Here is a 15741-nt window from a genome sequence, read left to right as displayed (position 1 = left end):
CGCTCTACACTGCACCGGTACAGTTGCCGGGGGGATGACCGGGGAAACAACCCGGTTCTGCAGCTTTGGCCGCCAGAACTACAACAATCAAAACCAATAAGAGTGGAGCACTATGAACAAGGCTACTAAGCAGATTTCCAAACTGTTTGCCGCCATGGCCATGGCTGGCGTTGCCAGCTACTCGGTAGCGGCTGACACCATCAAAATTGGCCTGGCAGGCCCAGTCACCGGCGCCGTCGCGCAATACGGTGAAATGCAGTTCATCGGTGCCAAGATGGCTATCGAGCAGATCAACAAGGCCGGCGGGGTGAACGGCGCAATGCTCGAAGGCGTGGTGTATGACGACGCCTGCGATCCGAAGCAAGCCGTTGCCGTAGCCAACAAGATCGTCAACGACGAAGTTAAGTTCGTGGTTGGCCACCTCTGCTCCAGCTCCACTCAGCCAGCGTCCGACATCTACGAAGACGAAGGCATCCTGATGGTCACCGCAGCGTCCACCAGCCCTGACATCACCGCTCGCGGTTACGAGCTGGTGTTCCGCACCATCGGTCTGGACAGCCTGCAAGGCCCAACCGCCGGCAACTTTATCGCTGACCACGTCAAGCCGAAAGCCGTTGCCGTGATCCACGACAAGCAGCAGTACGGTGAAGGCATTGCTACCGCGGTCAAGCAGACCCTGGAAAGCAAAGGCACCAAAGTGGTGATGTTCGAAGGCATTAACGCCGGCGACAAGGACTTCTCCGCGATGATCGCCAAGCTCAAGCAAGCCGGTGTGGACTTCATCTACTACGGTGGCTACCACCCAGAGCTGGGCCTGCTGCTGCGTCAGTCGGCTGAAAAAGGTCTGAGCGCCAAGTTCATGGGCCCTGAAGGCGTAGGCAACAAGGAAATCTCGGCTATCGCCGGTCCAGCTTCCGAAGGCCTGCTGGTTACCCTGCCGAAGTCGTTCGACCAGGACCCACGCAACCAGGCACTGGTTGATGCGTTCAAAGCCAAAAATGAAGACTCCAGCGGTCCGTTCGTGTTCCCGGCTTACGCCGCGGTACAAGTGATCGCCGAAGGCATCACCAAGGCTGGCGGTACCGACACCGCTAAAGTGGCCGCAGCCCTGCGTGCCAACAGCTTCGACACCCCAACTGGCAACCTGGCCTTCGACGAGAAGGGCGACCTGAAAGACTTCAGCTTCGTCGTCTACGAATGGCACCAGGACGGCACCAAGTCCGAAGCCAAGTAAGCTCTTAGCCTGAACCCAAAACCCACTGCTTCGGCAGTGGGTTTTGTTTATTAGAAGAATTCCGGCTGCACGCTGCGCCATAAGCGCTGCCTTGCGTGACAACCCAGGAGTTAGGCAATGCCTGATCTTTATCACTACCTGCAACAGCTGGTTAACGGCCTGACCGTTGGCAGCACCTATGCCTTGATTGCCATCGGCTACACCATGGTTTACGGCATTATCGGCATGATCAACTTCGCCCATGGCGAGGTTTACATGATTGGCTCGTACGTAGCCTTCATCGTGGTCGCCGGCTTGGCCATGTATGGCCTGGACAGTTTACCCATCGTGATGATTGCGGCTTTTGCTGCCAGCATCATTGTCGCCAGTGCCTATGGCTACAGCATCGAACGGGTCGCCTACCGCCCTCTGCGCGGCGGCAACCGTCTGATCCCGCTGATTTCCGCCATCGGCATGTCGATCTTCCTGCAAAACTGGGTACTCCTCTCCCAGGACTCTAAAGACAAATCGATTCCCAACCTGCTGCCAGGCAACTTCATCTTTGGTGAAAGCGCCATGAATGGCGTGGTGATTTCCTACATGCAGGTGCTGATTTTCGTCGTCACCTTCTTTGTCATGGTCGGCCTGACGCTGTTTATCTCCCGCTCTCGCCTGGGCCGCGCCTGCCGCGCCTGCGCCGAAGACCTGAAGATGGCCAACCTGCTGGGCATCAACACCAACAACATCATCGCCCTGACCTTCGTCATCGGCGCTGCGCTGGCGGCCGTAGCGGCTGTGCTGCTGGGCATGCAATACGGTGTGATCAACCCGCACCTGGGCTTCCTCGCCGGGATCAAGGCCTTCACCGCAGCGGTACTCGGCGGTATCGGCAGTATCCCCGGCGCGGTACTCGGTGGCCTGCTGTTAGGCGTGGCCGAAGCCTTTGGCGCCGATATCTTCGGCGACCAATACAAGGACGTGGTGGCCTTCAGCCTGTTGGTACTGGTGCTGCTGTTCCGCCCGACCGGTATCCTTGGCCGTCCGGAGGTTGAAAAAGTATGAGTACCTCCATCAGCAAAAACCTCAAGACCGCGATCTTCAGCGCCCTGTTGGTGTTGGCCGTGGCCTACCCGGTGCTGGGCCTCAAACTCTCCACGGTCGGCATCAAGCTCGAAGTGCAAGGCGCCAGCCCGGCCGTACTGTGGACCATCTTCGGCTGCTCGATTGCCATGTTCTTCTGGCAACTGTTCCGCAACCACCTGAGCGCCGCCTGGAGCCACGCGCCCAAGCTGCCGAGCATGCCGGGCAAAGCCAGCGAGTTCCTCACCCTGCCTTCGACCCAGCGCTGGATTGTTCTTGGCCTGATCGTCGTTGCGCTGGCCTGGCCGTTCTTCGGCTCGCGCGGTGCGGTGGATATCGCCACGCTGATCCTGATCTACGTGATGCTCGGCCTCGGCCTGAACATCGTGGTCGGTCTGGCCGGCCTGCTCGACCTCGGCTACGTGGCCTTCTACGCCGTAGGCGCTTACAGCTACGCGCTGCTGTCGTTCTACTTCGGCCTGAGCTTCTGGATCTGCCTGCCGATTGCCGGCCTGATGGCGGCGTTCTTCGGCTTTATCCTGGGTTTCCCGGTGCTGCGTTTGCGCGGCGACTACCTGGCCATCGTCACCCTGGGTTTTGGCGAGATCATCCGCATCCTGCTGAACAACATGACCTGGCTGACCGGTGGCCCCAACGGCATCGGCTCGATCCCCAAGCCAACGCTGTTCGGCCTGTCGTTCGACCGCAAGGCCGCCGAAGGCATGCAGACCTTCCACGAGTACTTCGGGGTGGCTTACAACTCGATCAACAAGGTGATTTTCCTTTACCTGATCGCCCTGCTGCTGGTGCTGTTGACCCTGTTCGTGATCAACCGCCTGCTGCGCATGCCAATCGGCCGTGCGTGGGAAGCGCTGCGTGAAGACGAAATTGCCTGCCGCGCCCTGGGCATGAACCCAACCGCGATCAAGCTCTCGGCCTTTACCATCGGCGCCTGCTTCGCCGGTTTCGCTGGCAGCTTCTTTGCCGCGCGCCAAGGCTTGGTCAGCCCACAGTCGTTCACCTTTATCGAGTCGGCGATCATCCTCGCCATCGTGGTACTGGGCGGTATGGGCTCGCAGCTGGGCATCATTCTGGCGGCCATCGTGATGATTCTGCTGCCGGAGCTGGCGCGTGAATTCAACGAATACCGCATGCTGATGTTCGGCGCCCTGATGGTATTGATGATGATCTGGCGTCCGCAGGGCCTGCTGCCCATGCAACGTCCGCACCTGGAGCTGAAGCAATGAGCCGCCCGATTCTAGAAGTAAGCGGCCTGTCCATGCGCTTCGGCGGCCTGCTGGCCGTCAACGGGGTGAACCTGCAGGTCGCGGAAAAACAAGTGGTGTCGATGATCGGCCCGAACGGCGCCGGCAAGACCACCGTATTCAACTGCCTGACCGGCTTCTATCAGCCCACCAGCGGCAGCATCCGCCTCAACGGTGAACAGATCGAAGGCCTGCCTGGCCACAAGATCGCGCGCAAAGGCGTGGTGCGCACGTTCCAGAACGTGCGCCTGTTCAAAGACATGACCGCGGTGGAAAACCTGCTGGTGGCTCAGCACCGCCACCTCAATACCAACTACCTGGCGGGCCTGCTGAAGACCCCGGCGTTTCGCAAAAGCGAACGCGAAGCCATGGAATTCGCCGCGCACTGGCTGGATCAGGTCAACCTGACCGAGTTCGCCAACCGCACGGCCGGCACCCTGGCCTACGGTCAGCAACGCCGCCTGGAAATCGCCCGCTGCATGATGACCCGCCCGAGCATCCTGATGCTCGACGAGCCAGCCGCCGGCCTCAACCCACGCGAAACCGATGACCTCAAGGCGCTGATCCGCGTACTCAGTGACCAGCACAATGTCACCGTGCTGCTGATCGAGCACGACATGAAACTGGTCATGAGCATTTCCGACCACATCTATGTGATCAACCAGGGCACGCCCCTGGCGGACGGTACGCCGGAGCAGATCCGCGCCAACCCGGACGTGATCAAAGCCTACCTGGGGGAAGCGTGATGCTGTATTTCGAGAACGTTTCCACCTTCTACGGCAAGATCCAGGCGCTGCATGACGTCAACGTCGAAGTCCGTCAGGGTGAGATCGTCACCCTGATCGGCGCCAACGGTGCCGGTAAATCGACCCTGCTGATGACCCTCTGCGGCTCGCCTCAGGCGAGCAGCGGCAGCATCCGCTACCAGGGTGAAGAGCTGATCGGTCAGGACACCCCGAGCATCATGCGCAAGAGCATTGCTGTGGTGCCGGAAGGTCGTCGGGTGTTCTCCCGCCTAACCGTGGAAGAAAACCTGGTGATGGGCGGCTTCTTCGGCAGCAAAGCCGACAATCAGGAGCAGCTGGACAAGGTCCTGCACCTGTTCCCGCGCCTCAAGGAACGCTTTGCCCAGCGCGCCGGCACTATGTCCGGCGGTGAGCAGCAGATGCTCGCCATCGGCCGCGCGCTGATGAGCAAGCCCAAGCTGCTGCTGCTCGACGAGCCTTCGCTGGGCCTGGCGCCGATCATCATCCAGCAGATCTTCGACATCATCGAACAGCTGCGCAAGGACGGCGTGACGGTGTTCCTGGTCGAGCAGAACGCCAACCAGGCGCTCAAGCTGGCCGATCGTGGCTATGTACTGGAGAACGGCCGGATCGTCATGCAAGGCAGCGGTGAACAACTGCTGAACGATCCAAAGGTGCGCGACGCCTACCTCGGCGGCTAAGCGCTACCTCGCTGAAAAAACCGCTCTTCGGAGCGGTTTTTTATAATCCGCTGAAAAGTAGGATGGGTGATAACCCATCGCTGCGATTGATGGGTTACCACCCATCCTACGCCCCGCTGCACAGCCGACAGATACTTTTATCAACACCGCTCGCCCGATGTTCCGTGCAGCGGAGGCCTGTCCGGTTACAATGGCGGCCCTTTTTTTACCGATGACCGTTTTTATGACCGACCCCATTCGCCTGTCCAAACGCCTGATCGAAGTGATTGGCTGTTCGCGCCGCGAGGCCGAACTCTATATCGAAGGCGGCTGGGTCACAGTGGATGGCGTGGTCGTAGAAGAGCCGCAGTTCAAGGTCGCCGAACAGCGCGTGGAGCTGCTGCCCAATGCAGTCCTGGCCCCGATCGAGCCGGTCACTCTGCTGCTCAATGTACCCAACGGCCACAACCCTGAACGCGCAGTGGAAGGCATCAGCTCAGCCAGCCACTGGCCGGAAGACGGCTCAGGAATTCGCCCGCTGAAAGGCCATTTCGCTCGACTGATCAGCTGTGCACCGCTGCAAGCCGGTGCCGATGGCCTGCATGTACTGACCCAGGATTGGCGCATCGAGCGCAAGCTCAAGGAAGACCTGAGCAAACTGGAACAGGAATATGTGGTCGAAGTCGTCGGCACCTTGAGTGCCAGCCAGCTCAAACGCCTGGCTCAAGGCCTGACCTTCAACGGCGTGGCATTGCCACCCTGCAAGGTCAGCTGGCAGAACGAAACCCGCCTGCGCTTTGCCCTGAAGAACCCGCTGCCCGGACAGATCGTGTTTATGTGCAACAGCGTCGACCTCAAGGTGCTGGGCATGAAGCGCATCCGCATCGGCGGCGTGCCCATGGCCAAGGTCCCCGCAGGCCAGTGGCGCTACCTGGCCGGCAAAGAACGCTTCTAATTTTTTAGCTGATGCGTATTGTGCATCAGCCCATTTCAGGACCACCCCATGCTTAATAACGACGTACTGCGCAGCCTGCGCTACACCCTCGACATCAGCGACGCGCAGATTGCCGAAATCATCCAGCTCAGCGGCAAGCAGGTCGCCCTCGACGACCTCGCCGCCATGCTCAAGAAGGAAGACGAAGAAGGCTTTACACCCTGCGACGACGAGCTGATGGCGCATTTTCTCGATGGCCTGGTGTACTTCAAGCGCGGCAAGGACGACAGCCGCCCGGCTCAGCCGTTCGAGCTGCCGATCACCAACAACATGGTGCTGAAGAAACTGCGCGTGGCCTTCGAGCTGAAGGAAGACGATATGCACGCGATCATGCAGAGCGTTGACTGCCCGGTGTCCAAGCCGGAGATGAGTGCGCTGTTCCGCAAATTCGGCCACAGCAACTACCGCACCTGCGGCGATCAGTTTCTGCGCAACTTCCTCAAGGGTCTGACCTTGCGCGTTCGCGGCTAAGAACCTATTTACGATCTGCTGCGCGTCGGCCATCCGGCGTTAAAAACAGCCTCGGAATGCTCATTTACAGTTCGTAAACTCCGCTTCCTCGGCTGTTTTTGCCTTGTCTGGCTCTAGCTCGCGAGATCGTAAACAGATTCTAAGTCCGCGCTGCCATGCCTGCCCGCATGGCAGCCTATTTCCACAGGCAATGATGACTGCCATGGCGCGGTCAGATGATTAGGGTAGTGGCACTCATCCGTTAAAAGGACTCGCCATGCACCCTTACTTCAGCCTGCAAGGCCGCACCGCACTGGTTACCGGCGGCACCCGCGGCATCGGCAAGATGATCGCCAAAGCCTTTGTCGAAGCTGGCGCCACGGTCTACGTGTGCGCCCGTAATGACGAAGCCTGCGCGCAAACTGCGGCCGAACTATCGGCCTTTGGCAGCTGCCACGGCATCGCTGCCAACCTGGCCAGCGAAGAAGGCGTGCAGGTATTGGCCGAGCAGCTGGCCGGCACGATCGACAGCCTGGATATTCTGGTCAATAACGCCGGCACCACCTGGGGCGCGCCGCTGGAAAGCTATCCGGCCAAGGGCTGGGAAAAGGTCATGCAACTCAACGTGACCTCGGTGTTCAGCTGCATCCAGCAATTGCTGCCGCTGCTGCGCAAGGCCGGCAATGCGGCGAACCCGGCGCGGGTGATCAATATCGGCTCGGTCGCCGGCATCACCTCCCACGGCGAAGACGCCTATGCCTATGGCCCGAGCAAGGCGGCGCTGCATCAGCTGTCGCGCATGCTCGCCCGTGAACTGGTCGGCCAACATATCAACGTCAACGTGATCGCGCCGGGGCGCTTCCCGAGCAAGATGACCCAGTTTATCGCCCAGGACGCGGCCGCCATGGCCGAAGACTGCGCGCTGATCCCGATGCAGCGCTGGGGCCGTGAAGAAGAAATGGCCGCCCTGGCGATTAGCCTGGCGAGCACCGCCGGCGCTTATATGACCGGCACCATCATCCCCATAGACGGCGGTTTTCACCTCTAGGGGCACCTGGCCGCAACTGTCACGCACCTGTAGGAGCACGCCATGCGTGCGAATCGCCGGCATGGCCGGCTCCTACACAACGGCGGCAAACGGTCTGTGACGCGGCACGAGTCAGGTACTATGGCGGCGTTTTCACTCGATCACGCCGCCATGTCCTACTCCGTTTCCCCCATCGGCTTTGTCCGCTCCTGCTTCAAGGAGAAGTTCGCCATTCCCCGTCAGCCGCAATTGGCCCCGGCGGCCCGTGGCGTACTGGAGCTGATCGCGCCCTTCGATAACGGCGATGCGGTGCAGGGGTTGGAGCAAGTCAGCCATGTCTGGCTGCTGTTTCTGTTTCACCAGGCGCTGGAAGACAAACCACGACTTAAGGTGCGCCCGCCGCGCCTGGGCGGCAATCAGTCGGTCGGCGTATTCAGCACCCGCGCCACCCACCGGCCCAATGGCATTGGCCAGTCGGTGGTCAAGCTGGACAAGGTCGAAGCCGGCAAACTGTGGCTGTCCGGCATCGACCTACTCGACGGCACTCCGGTGCTGGATATCAAACCCTACGTGCCCTATGCCGACAGCGTCGTCGGCGCCTACAACCGCATTGCCGACAGCGCGCCGGCGCTGATCGAAGTGACCTGGCAGGACAGCGCACTGATCCAGGCAAACGAACATGGGCTGCGCCTGAATGAACCGCTGGTCGAGTTGATCGAACAATGTTTGGCCCAGGACCCCCGCCCGGCCTACCAGCAACCCAGTCCCGAGCGCCGTTATGGCGTGCGTTTCTGGGATGTCGAGGTGCACTGGCACTACCCGCAGCCCGGCAGCATTTGCGTGCTGGAAGTCGTGCCCGCCGGCTGATCTAGTTCGCTTCACCCCGTTCGCGCAGATAGGCTGAGCAGCAATTTTGTCTTATATTTACCAGGTAAATGTATACAAAATAGGACGCTCACCATGCTCGAACGCCCCGGTCGCCTCAACGGTTTACGCCATATCGCCCTGCTGGTCCCTAACCTGGAAGCCTGCGAACGCTTCTATGTGGATATTCTCGGCATGCAGGTGCTGCACCGCGCCAATGAAGATCTGGTCTACCTGACTTGCGGTAACGACAACCTGTCCCTCGGTCGCGCTTCTGTACCCAGCAGCGGCGAGCAGGCGGTGGACCACTATGGTTTTATCGTCGACAGCATCGACGAGCTGCACGCCTGGCATGCCTACTTCAAGGCACAAGGCGTGACCCTGCTCGACCGCCCGTTTGCCCATGGCGACGGCGCGCACAGCTTCCACCTACTCGACCCCGCCGGCAACAAGGTGCAGCCGATCTACCATCCGGCCGTCTCCGGACAGCGCTTCAGTCACGTGCAATAACGGGCACTACTGCGTCGAAACGGCGTTCTACACTGAGTAAATACCGTCAGCAGTGCTCGGCAGAGCCCTGCTGACGGTAAACAGGCGTTCACTGTTCGACGCCTTGGGGTATGGTGAGTGCAGGGCCATACTGCCAAATCGCCAGTAGGCGGCCCGATAAACCGTCATCACGTATCGACACACTGTGAGCGCATGAAAGCCAGCACCTACGCGCCGACCGAAAACCTTGTCGATCTGCTGCTCGACGCCATCTGCGTGGTCGACAAACGCGGACGCTTCGTTTTTGTCAGCGCCGCCTGCCAGCGGATTTTCGGCTACAGCGCAGACGAGATGATCGGCCAAGTGATGATCGAAATGGTGCATCCCGAAGACCGCGCGAAAACCCTGCAGGCCGCCAAGGAAGTGATGGCCGGCGAGCATAAACCGAACTTCGAGAACCGCTACCTGCGCAAGGATGGCAGCACCGTGCATATCCTCTGGTCCGCGCGCTGGTCCGAGGATGATCAGGTGCGCATCGCCGTCGCCCACGACATCACCGAGCGCAAACGCAGCGAAGCCCTGCAGACCGCGTTATACGGCATTTCCGAAGCGGCCCATTCGGCCAAGGACCTGCTCGGGCTGTTTCAGCAGGTGCACCAGATCATTGGCGAACTGTTGCCGACCATCAGCTTTTCCGTGGCGCTGTACGATGAACAGAACGACGAGCTGAGCTTCCCCTACCCCGCCGAACAACCGCCGGCAACGACTGCCGATACGCCACTGAATGCCGCCACGCTGAGTGCCCAGGTGATTCGCAGCGGCAACACCCTGCTGCTGCCCAACGCCGGCCAGGCACAAACTGCAACGCCACATAGCTGGCTCGGCGTACCGCTGCGCTCGCACCGTGGAATTATCGGCGCGCTGCTGGTGCAAAGCAGCGCCTCCACGCGCTACAGCGAGCGTGATCAGGAGTTGTTGCAATTTGTCTCGACCCAGGTGGCCACCGCCATCGAGCGTCAGCAGATGCTCAGCCGCCTGCAGTTTATGGCGCAGTACGACCAGCTCACCCAGCTGCCCAACCGCGAACTGCTGCGCGACCGCCTACACACGGCCCTGGCCCGCGCGCGCCGCGAGCAATCGCAGGTGGCGCTGCTGTTTCTCGATCTGGACAAGTTCAAGCAGGTCAATGACAACCTCGGCCACGCCGCTGGCGATCAGCTGCTGCAAGGCGTCGCCCAGCGTATCCAGCTGTGCCTGCGCGAGGCCGATACCGTGGCGCGCTTTGCCGGTGATGAATTCGTTGTGCTGCTGGAAGACTTCCACTCGGCCGACCACGCCAGCGTGGTGGCGGAAAAAATTCGCCAGAGTCTCAATCAGCCCTTCGAGCTGTGCGGGCAGAGCCAGACCATTCTGCCGAGCATCGGTATCGCCCTGTATCCACAGCACGCCCAGGATGCCCAGCAGTTGCTGCAGCATGCCGACAACGCTATGTACCGCGCCAAGCAGAAAGGCGGCAACCGCGCGCACAGTGCCCTTGAACTGGAATAAACGCGCATAAAAAACCCGCCAGTCGGCGGGTTTTTCACTGCAGCAGGCTTACTTCTCGACGAAGGCGCGCTCGATCAGGTAATCACCGGGCTCACGCATACGCGGGGAGATCTTCAGGCCGAACTCGTTGAGCACTTCGCTGGTTTCATCGAGCATGCTCGGGCTGCCGCAGATCATCGCGCGGTCGTCCTGCGGATTGATCGGCGGCAGGCCGATATCCTCGAACAGCTTGCCGCTGCGCATCAGGTCAGTCAGACGGCCTTGGTTCTCGAACGGCTCGCGGGTCACCGTCGGGTAGTAGATCAGCTTGTTCTTCAGCGCATCGCCGAAGAACTCATTCTTCGGCAGGTGCTCGGTGATAAATTCGCGGTAGGCCACTTCGTTCACATAGCGCACGCCGTGAACCAGAATCACCTTCTCGAAACGCTCGTAGGTTTCCGGGTCCTGAATCACGCTCATAAACGGCGCCAGGCCAGTGCCGGTGCTGAGCAGGTACAGGTGCTTACCAGGGTTGAGGTCATCCAGCACCAGGGTGCCGGTGGGCTTCTTGCTGATGATCACCTCGTCGCCTTCCTTGAGGTGCTGCAGCTGCGAGGTCAGCGGGCCATCCGGCACCTTGATGCTGAAGAACTCCAGATGCTCTTCCCAGTTCGGGCTGGCGATCGAGTAGGCGCGCATCAGTGGGCGGCCAGTCTCCTGCTGCAGGCCGATCATCACGAACTGGCCATTCTCGAAGCGCAGACCCGGGTCACGGGTGCACTTGAAGCTGAACAGCGTGTCGTTCCAGTGATGAACGCTGAGAATGCGCTCGGAGTTAAGGTTGCTCATGTGCCGGGGGCTCCGAAGAATGGAATATCAGCTACGCGCCTGTGCGTATTTGCACGGCATTGTAATGAGCAGCAGAATATCTGTTAACTTGATTATCAAGATATAGGTTATCGGTTATATAGATATGCGATTTACCCTCAGACAACTGCAAGTCTTTGTCGCCGTGGCCCAGCATGAAAGCGTGTCGCGCGCGGCCGATTCCCTGGCCCTGTCGCAATCGGCCACCAGTACTTCGCTCAGCGAACTGGAGCGTCAGTCCGATTGCCAGTTGTTCGACCGCGCCGGTAAACGCCTGTGCCTTAACGCCCTTGGCCTGCAGTTGTTGCCACAAGCGGTGGCGTTGCTCGACCAGGCCAAGGAAATCGAACGCCTGCTGGGCGGTAAAAGCGGCTACGGCTCGCTGAATGTCGGCGCCACCCTGACGGTAGGCAACTACCTGGCGACCCTGCTGATCGGCAGTTTTATGCAGCGCCACCCGGAATGCCGGGTCAAATTGCAGGTGCACAACACCGCCTACGTGGTGCAGCAGATCGCCCACTACGAGCTGGATATGGGCATGATCGAAGGCGACTGCCAGCACCCGGATATCGAAGTGCAGCCCTGGGTTGAAGATGAGCTGGTGGTGTTCTGCGCGCCGCAACATGCATTGGCGCAGCGCGGTGAGGCGAGCCTGGAAGAGCTGACGCGTGAGGCGTGGATTCTGCGTGAGCAAGGCTCCGGCACGCGTCTGACCTTCGACCAGGCCATGCGTCACCACCCCAGCAGCCTGAATATCCGCCTGGAGCTGGAGCACACCGAAGCGATCAAACGCGCGGTGGAGTCAGGCCTGGGGATTGGCTGCATTTCCCGCCTGGCGCTGCGCGATGCCTTTCGCCGCGGCAGCCTGGTGGCGGTGGAAACCCCCGAGCTGGATCTGCGTCGGCAGTTCTACTTTATCTGGCACAAGCAGAAGTACCAGACCGCCGCCATGCGTGAATTTATCGAACTGTGCCGCGCCCTGACCGCCGGCGTGACGCGCAGCGATCAGATCGTGCTACCGACTATCGCCTGAAACTGCGGACTAACCGAGCAGGATAATCGCCCACACCAGAGCAATCAGGCTGAGAGCGGTGAACTGCGCGGCGCTGCCCATGTCCTTGGCATTCTTCGACAGCGGATGCAGCTCCAGCGAGATGCGGTCGATGGCCGCCTCCACCGCCGAATTGAGCAACTCGACGATTAGCGCCAGCAGACACACCGCGACCATCAAGGCGCGCTCGACGCGGCTGACATCCAGGAAGAACGCCAAAGGCACCAGCACCAGGTTGATCAGCAGCAGCTGACGAAAGGCGGCTTCACCGGTAAAGGCGGCGCGCAGGCCGGCCAGGGAATAACCGGTGGCATTGAGAATACGTTTAAGGCCGGTCTGGCCTTTGAATGGCGACATCATTACAACCATATGCGAGAAAGCCCGGCAGGCTACGCCAAGCCCGGGAGAAAAGCACTTCAGTTAGACGGAATCGATTCCAGCTGCTGCAACAGCAGCGCCGCCTGCGTGCGAGTGCGCACCCCGAGCTTGCGAAAAATCGCCGTGACATGGGCCTTTACCGTGGCCTCTGAGACGCTCAACTCATAAGCAATCTGCTTGTTCAGCAAGCCGTCGCAGACCATGGTCAGCACGCGGAACTGCTGCGGCGTCAGGCTGGCCAGGCCGGCGCTGGCGGCCTTGGCTTCAGCCGACAGGGCAATCGCCTCCTGAGTCTGCTGCGGCCACCAGACTTCGCCATCGAGCACCAGGCGCACTGCCTGCTGAATGGTTTCCAGCGGGCTGGATTTGGGGATAAAGCCGCTGGCACCGAACTCCCGCGAACGCGCGACGATGGACGGCTCTTCCTGAGCGGAAATCATCACCACTGGAATATGCGGGTATTGCCCGCGCAGCAGCACCAGGCCGGAGAAGCCGTAAGCGCCGGGCATATTCAGGTCGAGCAGGACCAGATCCCAATCGGTCTTCTGCGCCAGGCAGGCTTCCAGCTCGGCGATGCTGGCCGCTTCGACCAGCCGCACATCCGGCCCCAACCCCAGGGTCAGCGCCTGTTGCAAGGCACTGCGAAACAGGGGGTGATCATCAGCAATAAGGATTTCAAAAGCGGCCATGGTGAATCCTGTTTTTGTTATGTGGATACCCGCCAGGGGTACTGTCCAGGGCACGGTGAACAGTGCGTGCAGGCCGCAGGGTTGCCGCGCAACCAAGCCTGAAAACGCAGAAAAGCGACCAAGCATGCCCAGCACTGACGGGGTGGTCAAGCACGACGCTTTGCGGCACAGTTCGCAGCTTTGCCGACGAGAGCCTGAAATGCGAAGCCACGCCCTGCGCGCCGACCTGTTAATGCTGCTGACTGCCATGATCTGGGGCTCGGCGTTTGTTGCTCAGCGCCTGGGCATGGACTCCGTAGGCCCGTTTCTCTACAGCGGCCTGCGTTTTGGCTTGGCAGCACTGATTCTGCTGCCAGTGCTACGCCTGCTGGAAGGTCGCAGCAGCAGCGCGACAGTCGCACCACTTAACCGCCAACTGTTACGTGGCGGTGTGCTGATGGGCCTGGCGCTGGCCCTGGGGATCAACCTGCAACAGGTTGGTCTGCTGTTTACCAGCGTAACCAACTCCGGCTTTATCACCGGGCTATACGTGATCATCGTGCCGTTGCTGGGGCTGTTTATCGGCCATAAGACCGGCCTGGGCATCTGGCTGGGCGCCTGCCTGGCGGTGGTCGGCATGTTCCTGCTCAGCGTTGGCGAGGGCTTTACCGTGGCCTCCGGCGATTGGTTGCAACTGGCCGGCGCCTTCGTCTGGGGTGTGCATGTGCTGCTGGTGGGCTTCTTTGCCGGGCGCCATGACCCGCTGCGCCTGGCGCTGGTGCAGTTCATCACCTGCGCGGTAATCAGCCTGGTGCTGGCAGTAATCTTCGAGGAAATTCAGCTGGACGCGATCATCGCCGCTGGACCGGCGATTCTCTATGGCGGCATCTTCGGCGTGGCCATTGGTTTTACCTTACAGGTGGTGGCGCAGAAAGATGCCATCGCCTCGCATGCGGCCATCATCCTCTCACTTGAGGCGGTATTCGCCGCCATCGCAGGGGCCTGGCTACTCGGTGAATCACTGGAACTGCGCGGCTACTTCGGCTGCGCACTGATGTTTGCCGGCATGCTGTTGGCGCAGTTGTGGCCCAAGAAGCTGGCCCACTAGCCGCTAGAGAAACGCGCGCAGGCGTTCGTGCAACGGATCATCCAATGGCACCGCACGCGGTGCCTTGGCAGCCAGGTAGTGCTGACTAAAAACATCCAGGTAAGCATTCAAACCATCCGCCGCGCGTTGGTCGCCTGCCAACTCTAGGCACAGTGCCGCGACCTCGGCCGTGCAGAAATGGTCATCGCGCTTGGAGCGGCGCAGCTTGTAGCGTGACAGCTGCTCAGCCTGCAGGCTAAGTACGGGTAGGCTGTCGAGGTAGGGGCTTTTGCGAAACATCTTGCGCGCCTCGCTCCAAGTGGCATCCAGCAGCACAAACAAAGGCCGCTTACCGGGCGCGGGTTGAACTTCGCTGACCACCCGTTCGGCGGCCACGTATTCACCCGGAAAGACCAGATAAGGCTGCCACTGCGGATCGTTCAGCAACGCCGGCAACTCGGCATCAACCTCGACACGTGACCAGCCGAATGCCGACGTATCAGCCAGTACATCGGCAATCAGCCAGCCGGTATTGCTCGGCTTGAGCGCCTCGACATCGTGCATCAACAGACACACCGCTGACGTAGCGGCAATGCGCGGACGCCAGGCACAAAGGCAATGGGTCATCACCAAACGGCACTCGTCACAACGCACTGAGCGGCTACCACGGGCCAAAAAAGGTTTAGCACTGCGGGCAATCCGCGCAGCGCGTAAACGCGAGACAGCGTGGCTCATCAGGCGTACACCTGACAGATAAGAAGAAACGGCATGAGTCATCCTGGGGTCAGCAAGCACGGCAGTCTATCAAAGCCCGCTCAGGCGTATTCAACCGTGCGTCTTACGTGGCCTACCGTGGTAACTGCGTAAGTGTCGACAGACGAGTAAGATAGGCGCCACTGAACCTCTGCCCGGCAATGCCGGTCAGAAGGTGCGAATCGACTTTGGAGAACCCCATGCTGCGTTTTATCAGCCTGACCCTGGCAGTGAGTCTGCCCCTGTTTGCCCATGCCGCTACCCTGAAAGACTTTGAGCTGAGCAAAACCCTGGAAAAAGTCGCGCGCGAGAGCAGCGTAGGCACGCCACGGGCAATCAATGAAGACATTCTTGATCAAGGTTATACCGTTGATGGCAGTGAGCTGGTCAACCACCTCAGCGTACGCAGCGAGCATGCGGCACAAATGCGTGGCAACCCGGATGTGGTTCGCGCACAACTGGCTAACAGCGTGTGCCGCAACACCGGTTATCGCCAGTTATTGGCCCGAGGCGCTGCGCTGCGTTATGAATTCAGCGAATACAAAAGCAACCGACCAGTGACCACCGAGCGTTTCAGCAAAGCCGACTGCGGCCTGTAAGCC

18 protein-coding genes are annotated in these 15741 nt (G+C 60.4%); 14 read left to right on the top strand and 4 right to left on the bottom strand.

Annotated features, from left to right (window positions below; all coding sequences use genetic code 11):
• The first annotated feature begins 112 nt into the window (after positions 1–112).
• The 11 genes from P3C18_RS07665 to P3C18_RS07615 all read left to right on the top strand — a co-directional run bounded on the left by P3C18_RS07665 (position 113) and on the right by P3C18_RS07615 (position 10356).
• Entirely contained in the window at positions 113–1234 is a 1122-nt protein-coding gene (locus P3C18_RS07665) for a branched-chain amino acid ABC transporter substrate-binding protein (protein ID WP_275961230.1), read from the top strand.
• 117 nt (positions 1235–1351) lie between these two features.
• Positions 1352–2275, top strand: coding sequence for a high-affinity branched-chain amino acid ABC transporter permease LivH (livH, locus tag P3C18_RS07660; protein ID WP_275961229.1), 924 nt, complete (start codon positions 1352–1354; stop codon positions 2273–2275).
• A gap of 8 nt (positions 2276–2283) precedes the next feature.
• Positions 2284–3540 carry a high-affinity branched-chain amino acid ABC transporter permease LivM gene (locus P3C18_RS07655; RefSeq protein ID WP_275961606.1) on the top strand — a complete coding sequence of 419 codons (1257 nt, stop codon included), beginning with the start codon at positions 2284–2286 and terminating at the stop codon, positions 3538–3540.
• On the top strand, positions 3537–4304 hold the full coding sequence (gene livG, locus P3C18_RS07650; protein WP_275961228.1) for a high-affinity branched-chain amino acid ABC transporter ATP-binding protein LivG: 768 nt from the start codon (positions 3537–3539) through the stop codon (positions 4302–4304). Before P3C18_RS07655 ends, livG begins: the two co-directional genes overlap by 4 nt.
• Positions 4304–5005 (top strand): ABC transporter ATP-binding protein, encoded by a 702-nt coding sequence (locus tag P3C18_RS07645; RefSeq protein WP_090248318.1) that lies wholly within the window; start codon positions 4304–4306, stop codon positions 5003–5005. The genes livG and P3C18_RS07645 overlap by 1 nt, the downstream gene beginning before the upstream one ends.
• Before the next feature lie 223 nt (positions 5006–5228).
• On the top strand, positions 5229–5939 hold the full coding sequence (locus tag P3C18_RS07640; protein WP_275961227.1) for an rRNA pseudouridine synthase: 711 nt from the start codon (positions 5229–5231) through the stop codon (positions 5937–5939).
• 48 nt (positions 5940–5987) lie between these two features.
• Entirely contained in the window at positions 5988–6449 is a 462-nt protein-coding gene (locus tag P3C18_RS07635; RefSeq protein WP_275961226.1) for a DUF1456 family protein, read from the top strand.
• Positions 6450–6705: 256 nt separating this feature from the next.
• Positions 6706–7476 carry an SDR family oxidoreductase gene (locus tag P3C18_RS07630; protein WP_275961225.1) on the top strand — a complete coding sequence of 257 codons (771 nt, stop codon included), beginning with the start codon at positions 6706–6708 and terminating at the stop codon, positions 7474–7476.
• A 150-nt stretch (positions 7477–7626) separates the two neighbouring features.
• Positions 7627–8322 (top strand): tRNA (N6-threonylcarbamoyladenosine(37)-N6)-methyltransferase TrmO, encoded by a 696-nt coding sequence (gene tsaA / locus P3C18_RS07625; protein WP_275961605.1) that lies wholly within the window; start codon positions 7627–7629, stop codon positions 8320–8322.
• Between the two features lie 93 nt (positions 8323–8415).
• Positions 8416–8829, top strand: coding sequence for a VOC family protein (locus P3C18_RS07620; RefSeq protein ID WP_275961224.1), 414 nt, complete (start codon positions 8416–8418; stop codon positions 8827–8829).
• 192 nt (positions 8830–9021) lie between these two features.
• Positions 9022–10356: a GGDEF domain-containing protein gene (locus P3C18_RS07615; RefSeq protein ID WP_275961223.1), complete on the top strand. Its 1335-nt coding sequence runs from the start codon at positions 9022–9024 to the stop codon at positions 10354–10356.
• Between the two features lie 48 nt (positions 10357–10404).
• Here P3C18_RS07615 and fpr read toward each other — a convergent pair whose 3' ends face one another.
• Entirely contained in the window at positions 10405–11184 is a 780-nt protein-coding gene (gene fpr / locus P3C18_RS07610; RefSeq protein WP_275961222.1) for a ferredoxin-NADP reductase, read from the bottom strand.
• Positions 11185–11308: 124 nt separating this feature from the next.
• Between fpr and P3C18_RS07605 the strand changes: the two genes are divergently transcribed.
• The gene (locus P3C18_RS07605; protein ID WP_275961221.1) at positions 11309–12235 is read left to right on the top strand and encodes a LysR family transcriptional regulator; all 927 of its coding nucleotides are present in this window, start codon (positions 11309–11311) and stop codon (positions 12233–12235) included.
• Between the two features lie 9 nt (positions 12236–12244).
• On the opposite strand, the gene P3C18_RS07600 is transcribed toward P3C18_RS07605, so the two are convergent.
• On the bottom strand, positions 12245–12610 hold the full coding sequence (locus P3C18_RS07600; RefSeq protein WP_275961220.1) for a diacylglycerol kinase: 366 nt from the start codon (positions 12608–12610) through the stop codon (positions 12245–12247).
• A 59-nt stretch (positions 12611–12669) separates the two neighbouring features.
• Positions 12670–13320 carry a response regulator transcription factor ErdR gene (gene erdR, locus P3C18_RS07595; RefSeq protein ID WP_275961219.1) on the bottom strand — a complete coding sequence of 217 codons (651 nt, stop codon included), beginning with the start codon at positions 13318–13320 and terminating at the stop codon, positions 12670–12672.
• Between the two features lie 199 nt (positions 13321–13519).
• Between erdR and P3C18_RS07590 the strand changes: the two genes are divergently transcribed.
• Positions 13520–14407, top strand: a complete 888-nt coding sequence (locus tag P3C18_RS07590; protein WP_275961218.1) for a DMT family transporter — start codon at positions 13520–13522, stop codon at positions 14405–14407.
• Between the two features lie 3 nt (positions 14408–14410).
• On the opposite strand, the gene P3C18_RS07585 is transcribed toward P3C18_RS07590, so the two are convergent.
• Entirely contained in the window at positions 14411–15121 is a 711-nt protein-coding gene (locus tag P3C18_RS07585) for a tRNA-uridine aminocarboxypropyltransferase (RefSeq protein WP_090248332.1), read from the bottom strand.
• 218 nt (positions 15122–15339) lie between these two features.
• On the opposite strand from P3C18_RS07585, the gene P3C18_RS07580 reads away from it, so the two are divergent.
• Positions 15340–15738: a quorum-sensing-regulated virulence factor family protein gene (locus tag P3C18_RS07580; protein ID WP_275961217.1), complete on the top strand. Its 399-nt coding sequence runs from the start codon at positions 15340–15342 to the stop codon at positions 15736–15738.
• The last annotated feature ends 3 nt before the right edge of the window (positions 15739–15741 follow it).

Origin of the sequence: Pseudomonas sp. 1928-m (assembly GCF_029269135.1) — a bacterium.
Taxonomy (GTDB): Bacteria; Pseudomonadota; Gammaproteobacteria; order Pseudomonadales; family Pseudomonadaceae; genus Aquipseudomonas.
This window is presented reverse-complemented; position numbering and strand designations above follow the sequence as displayed.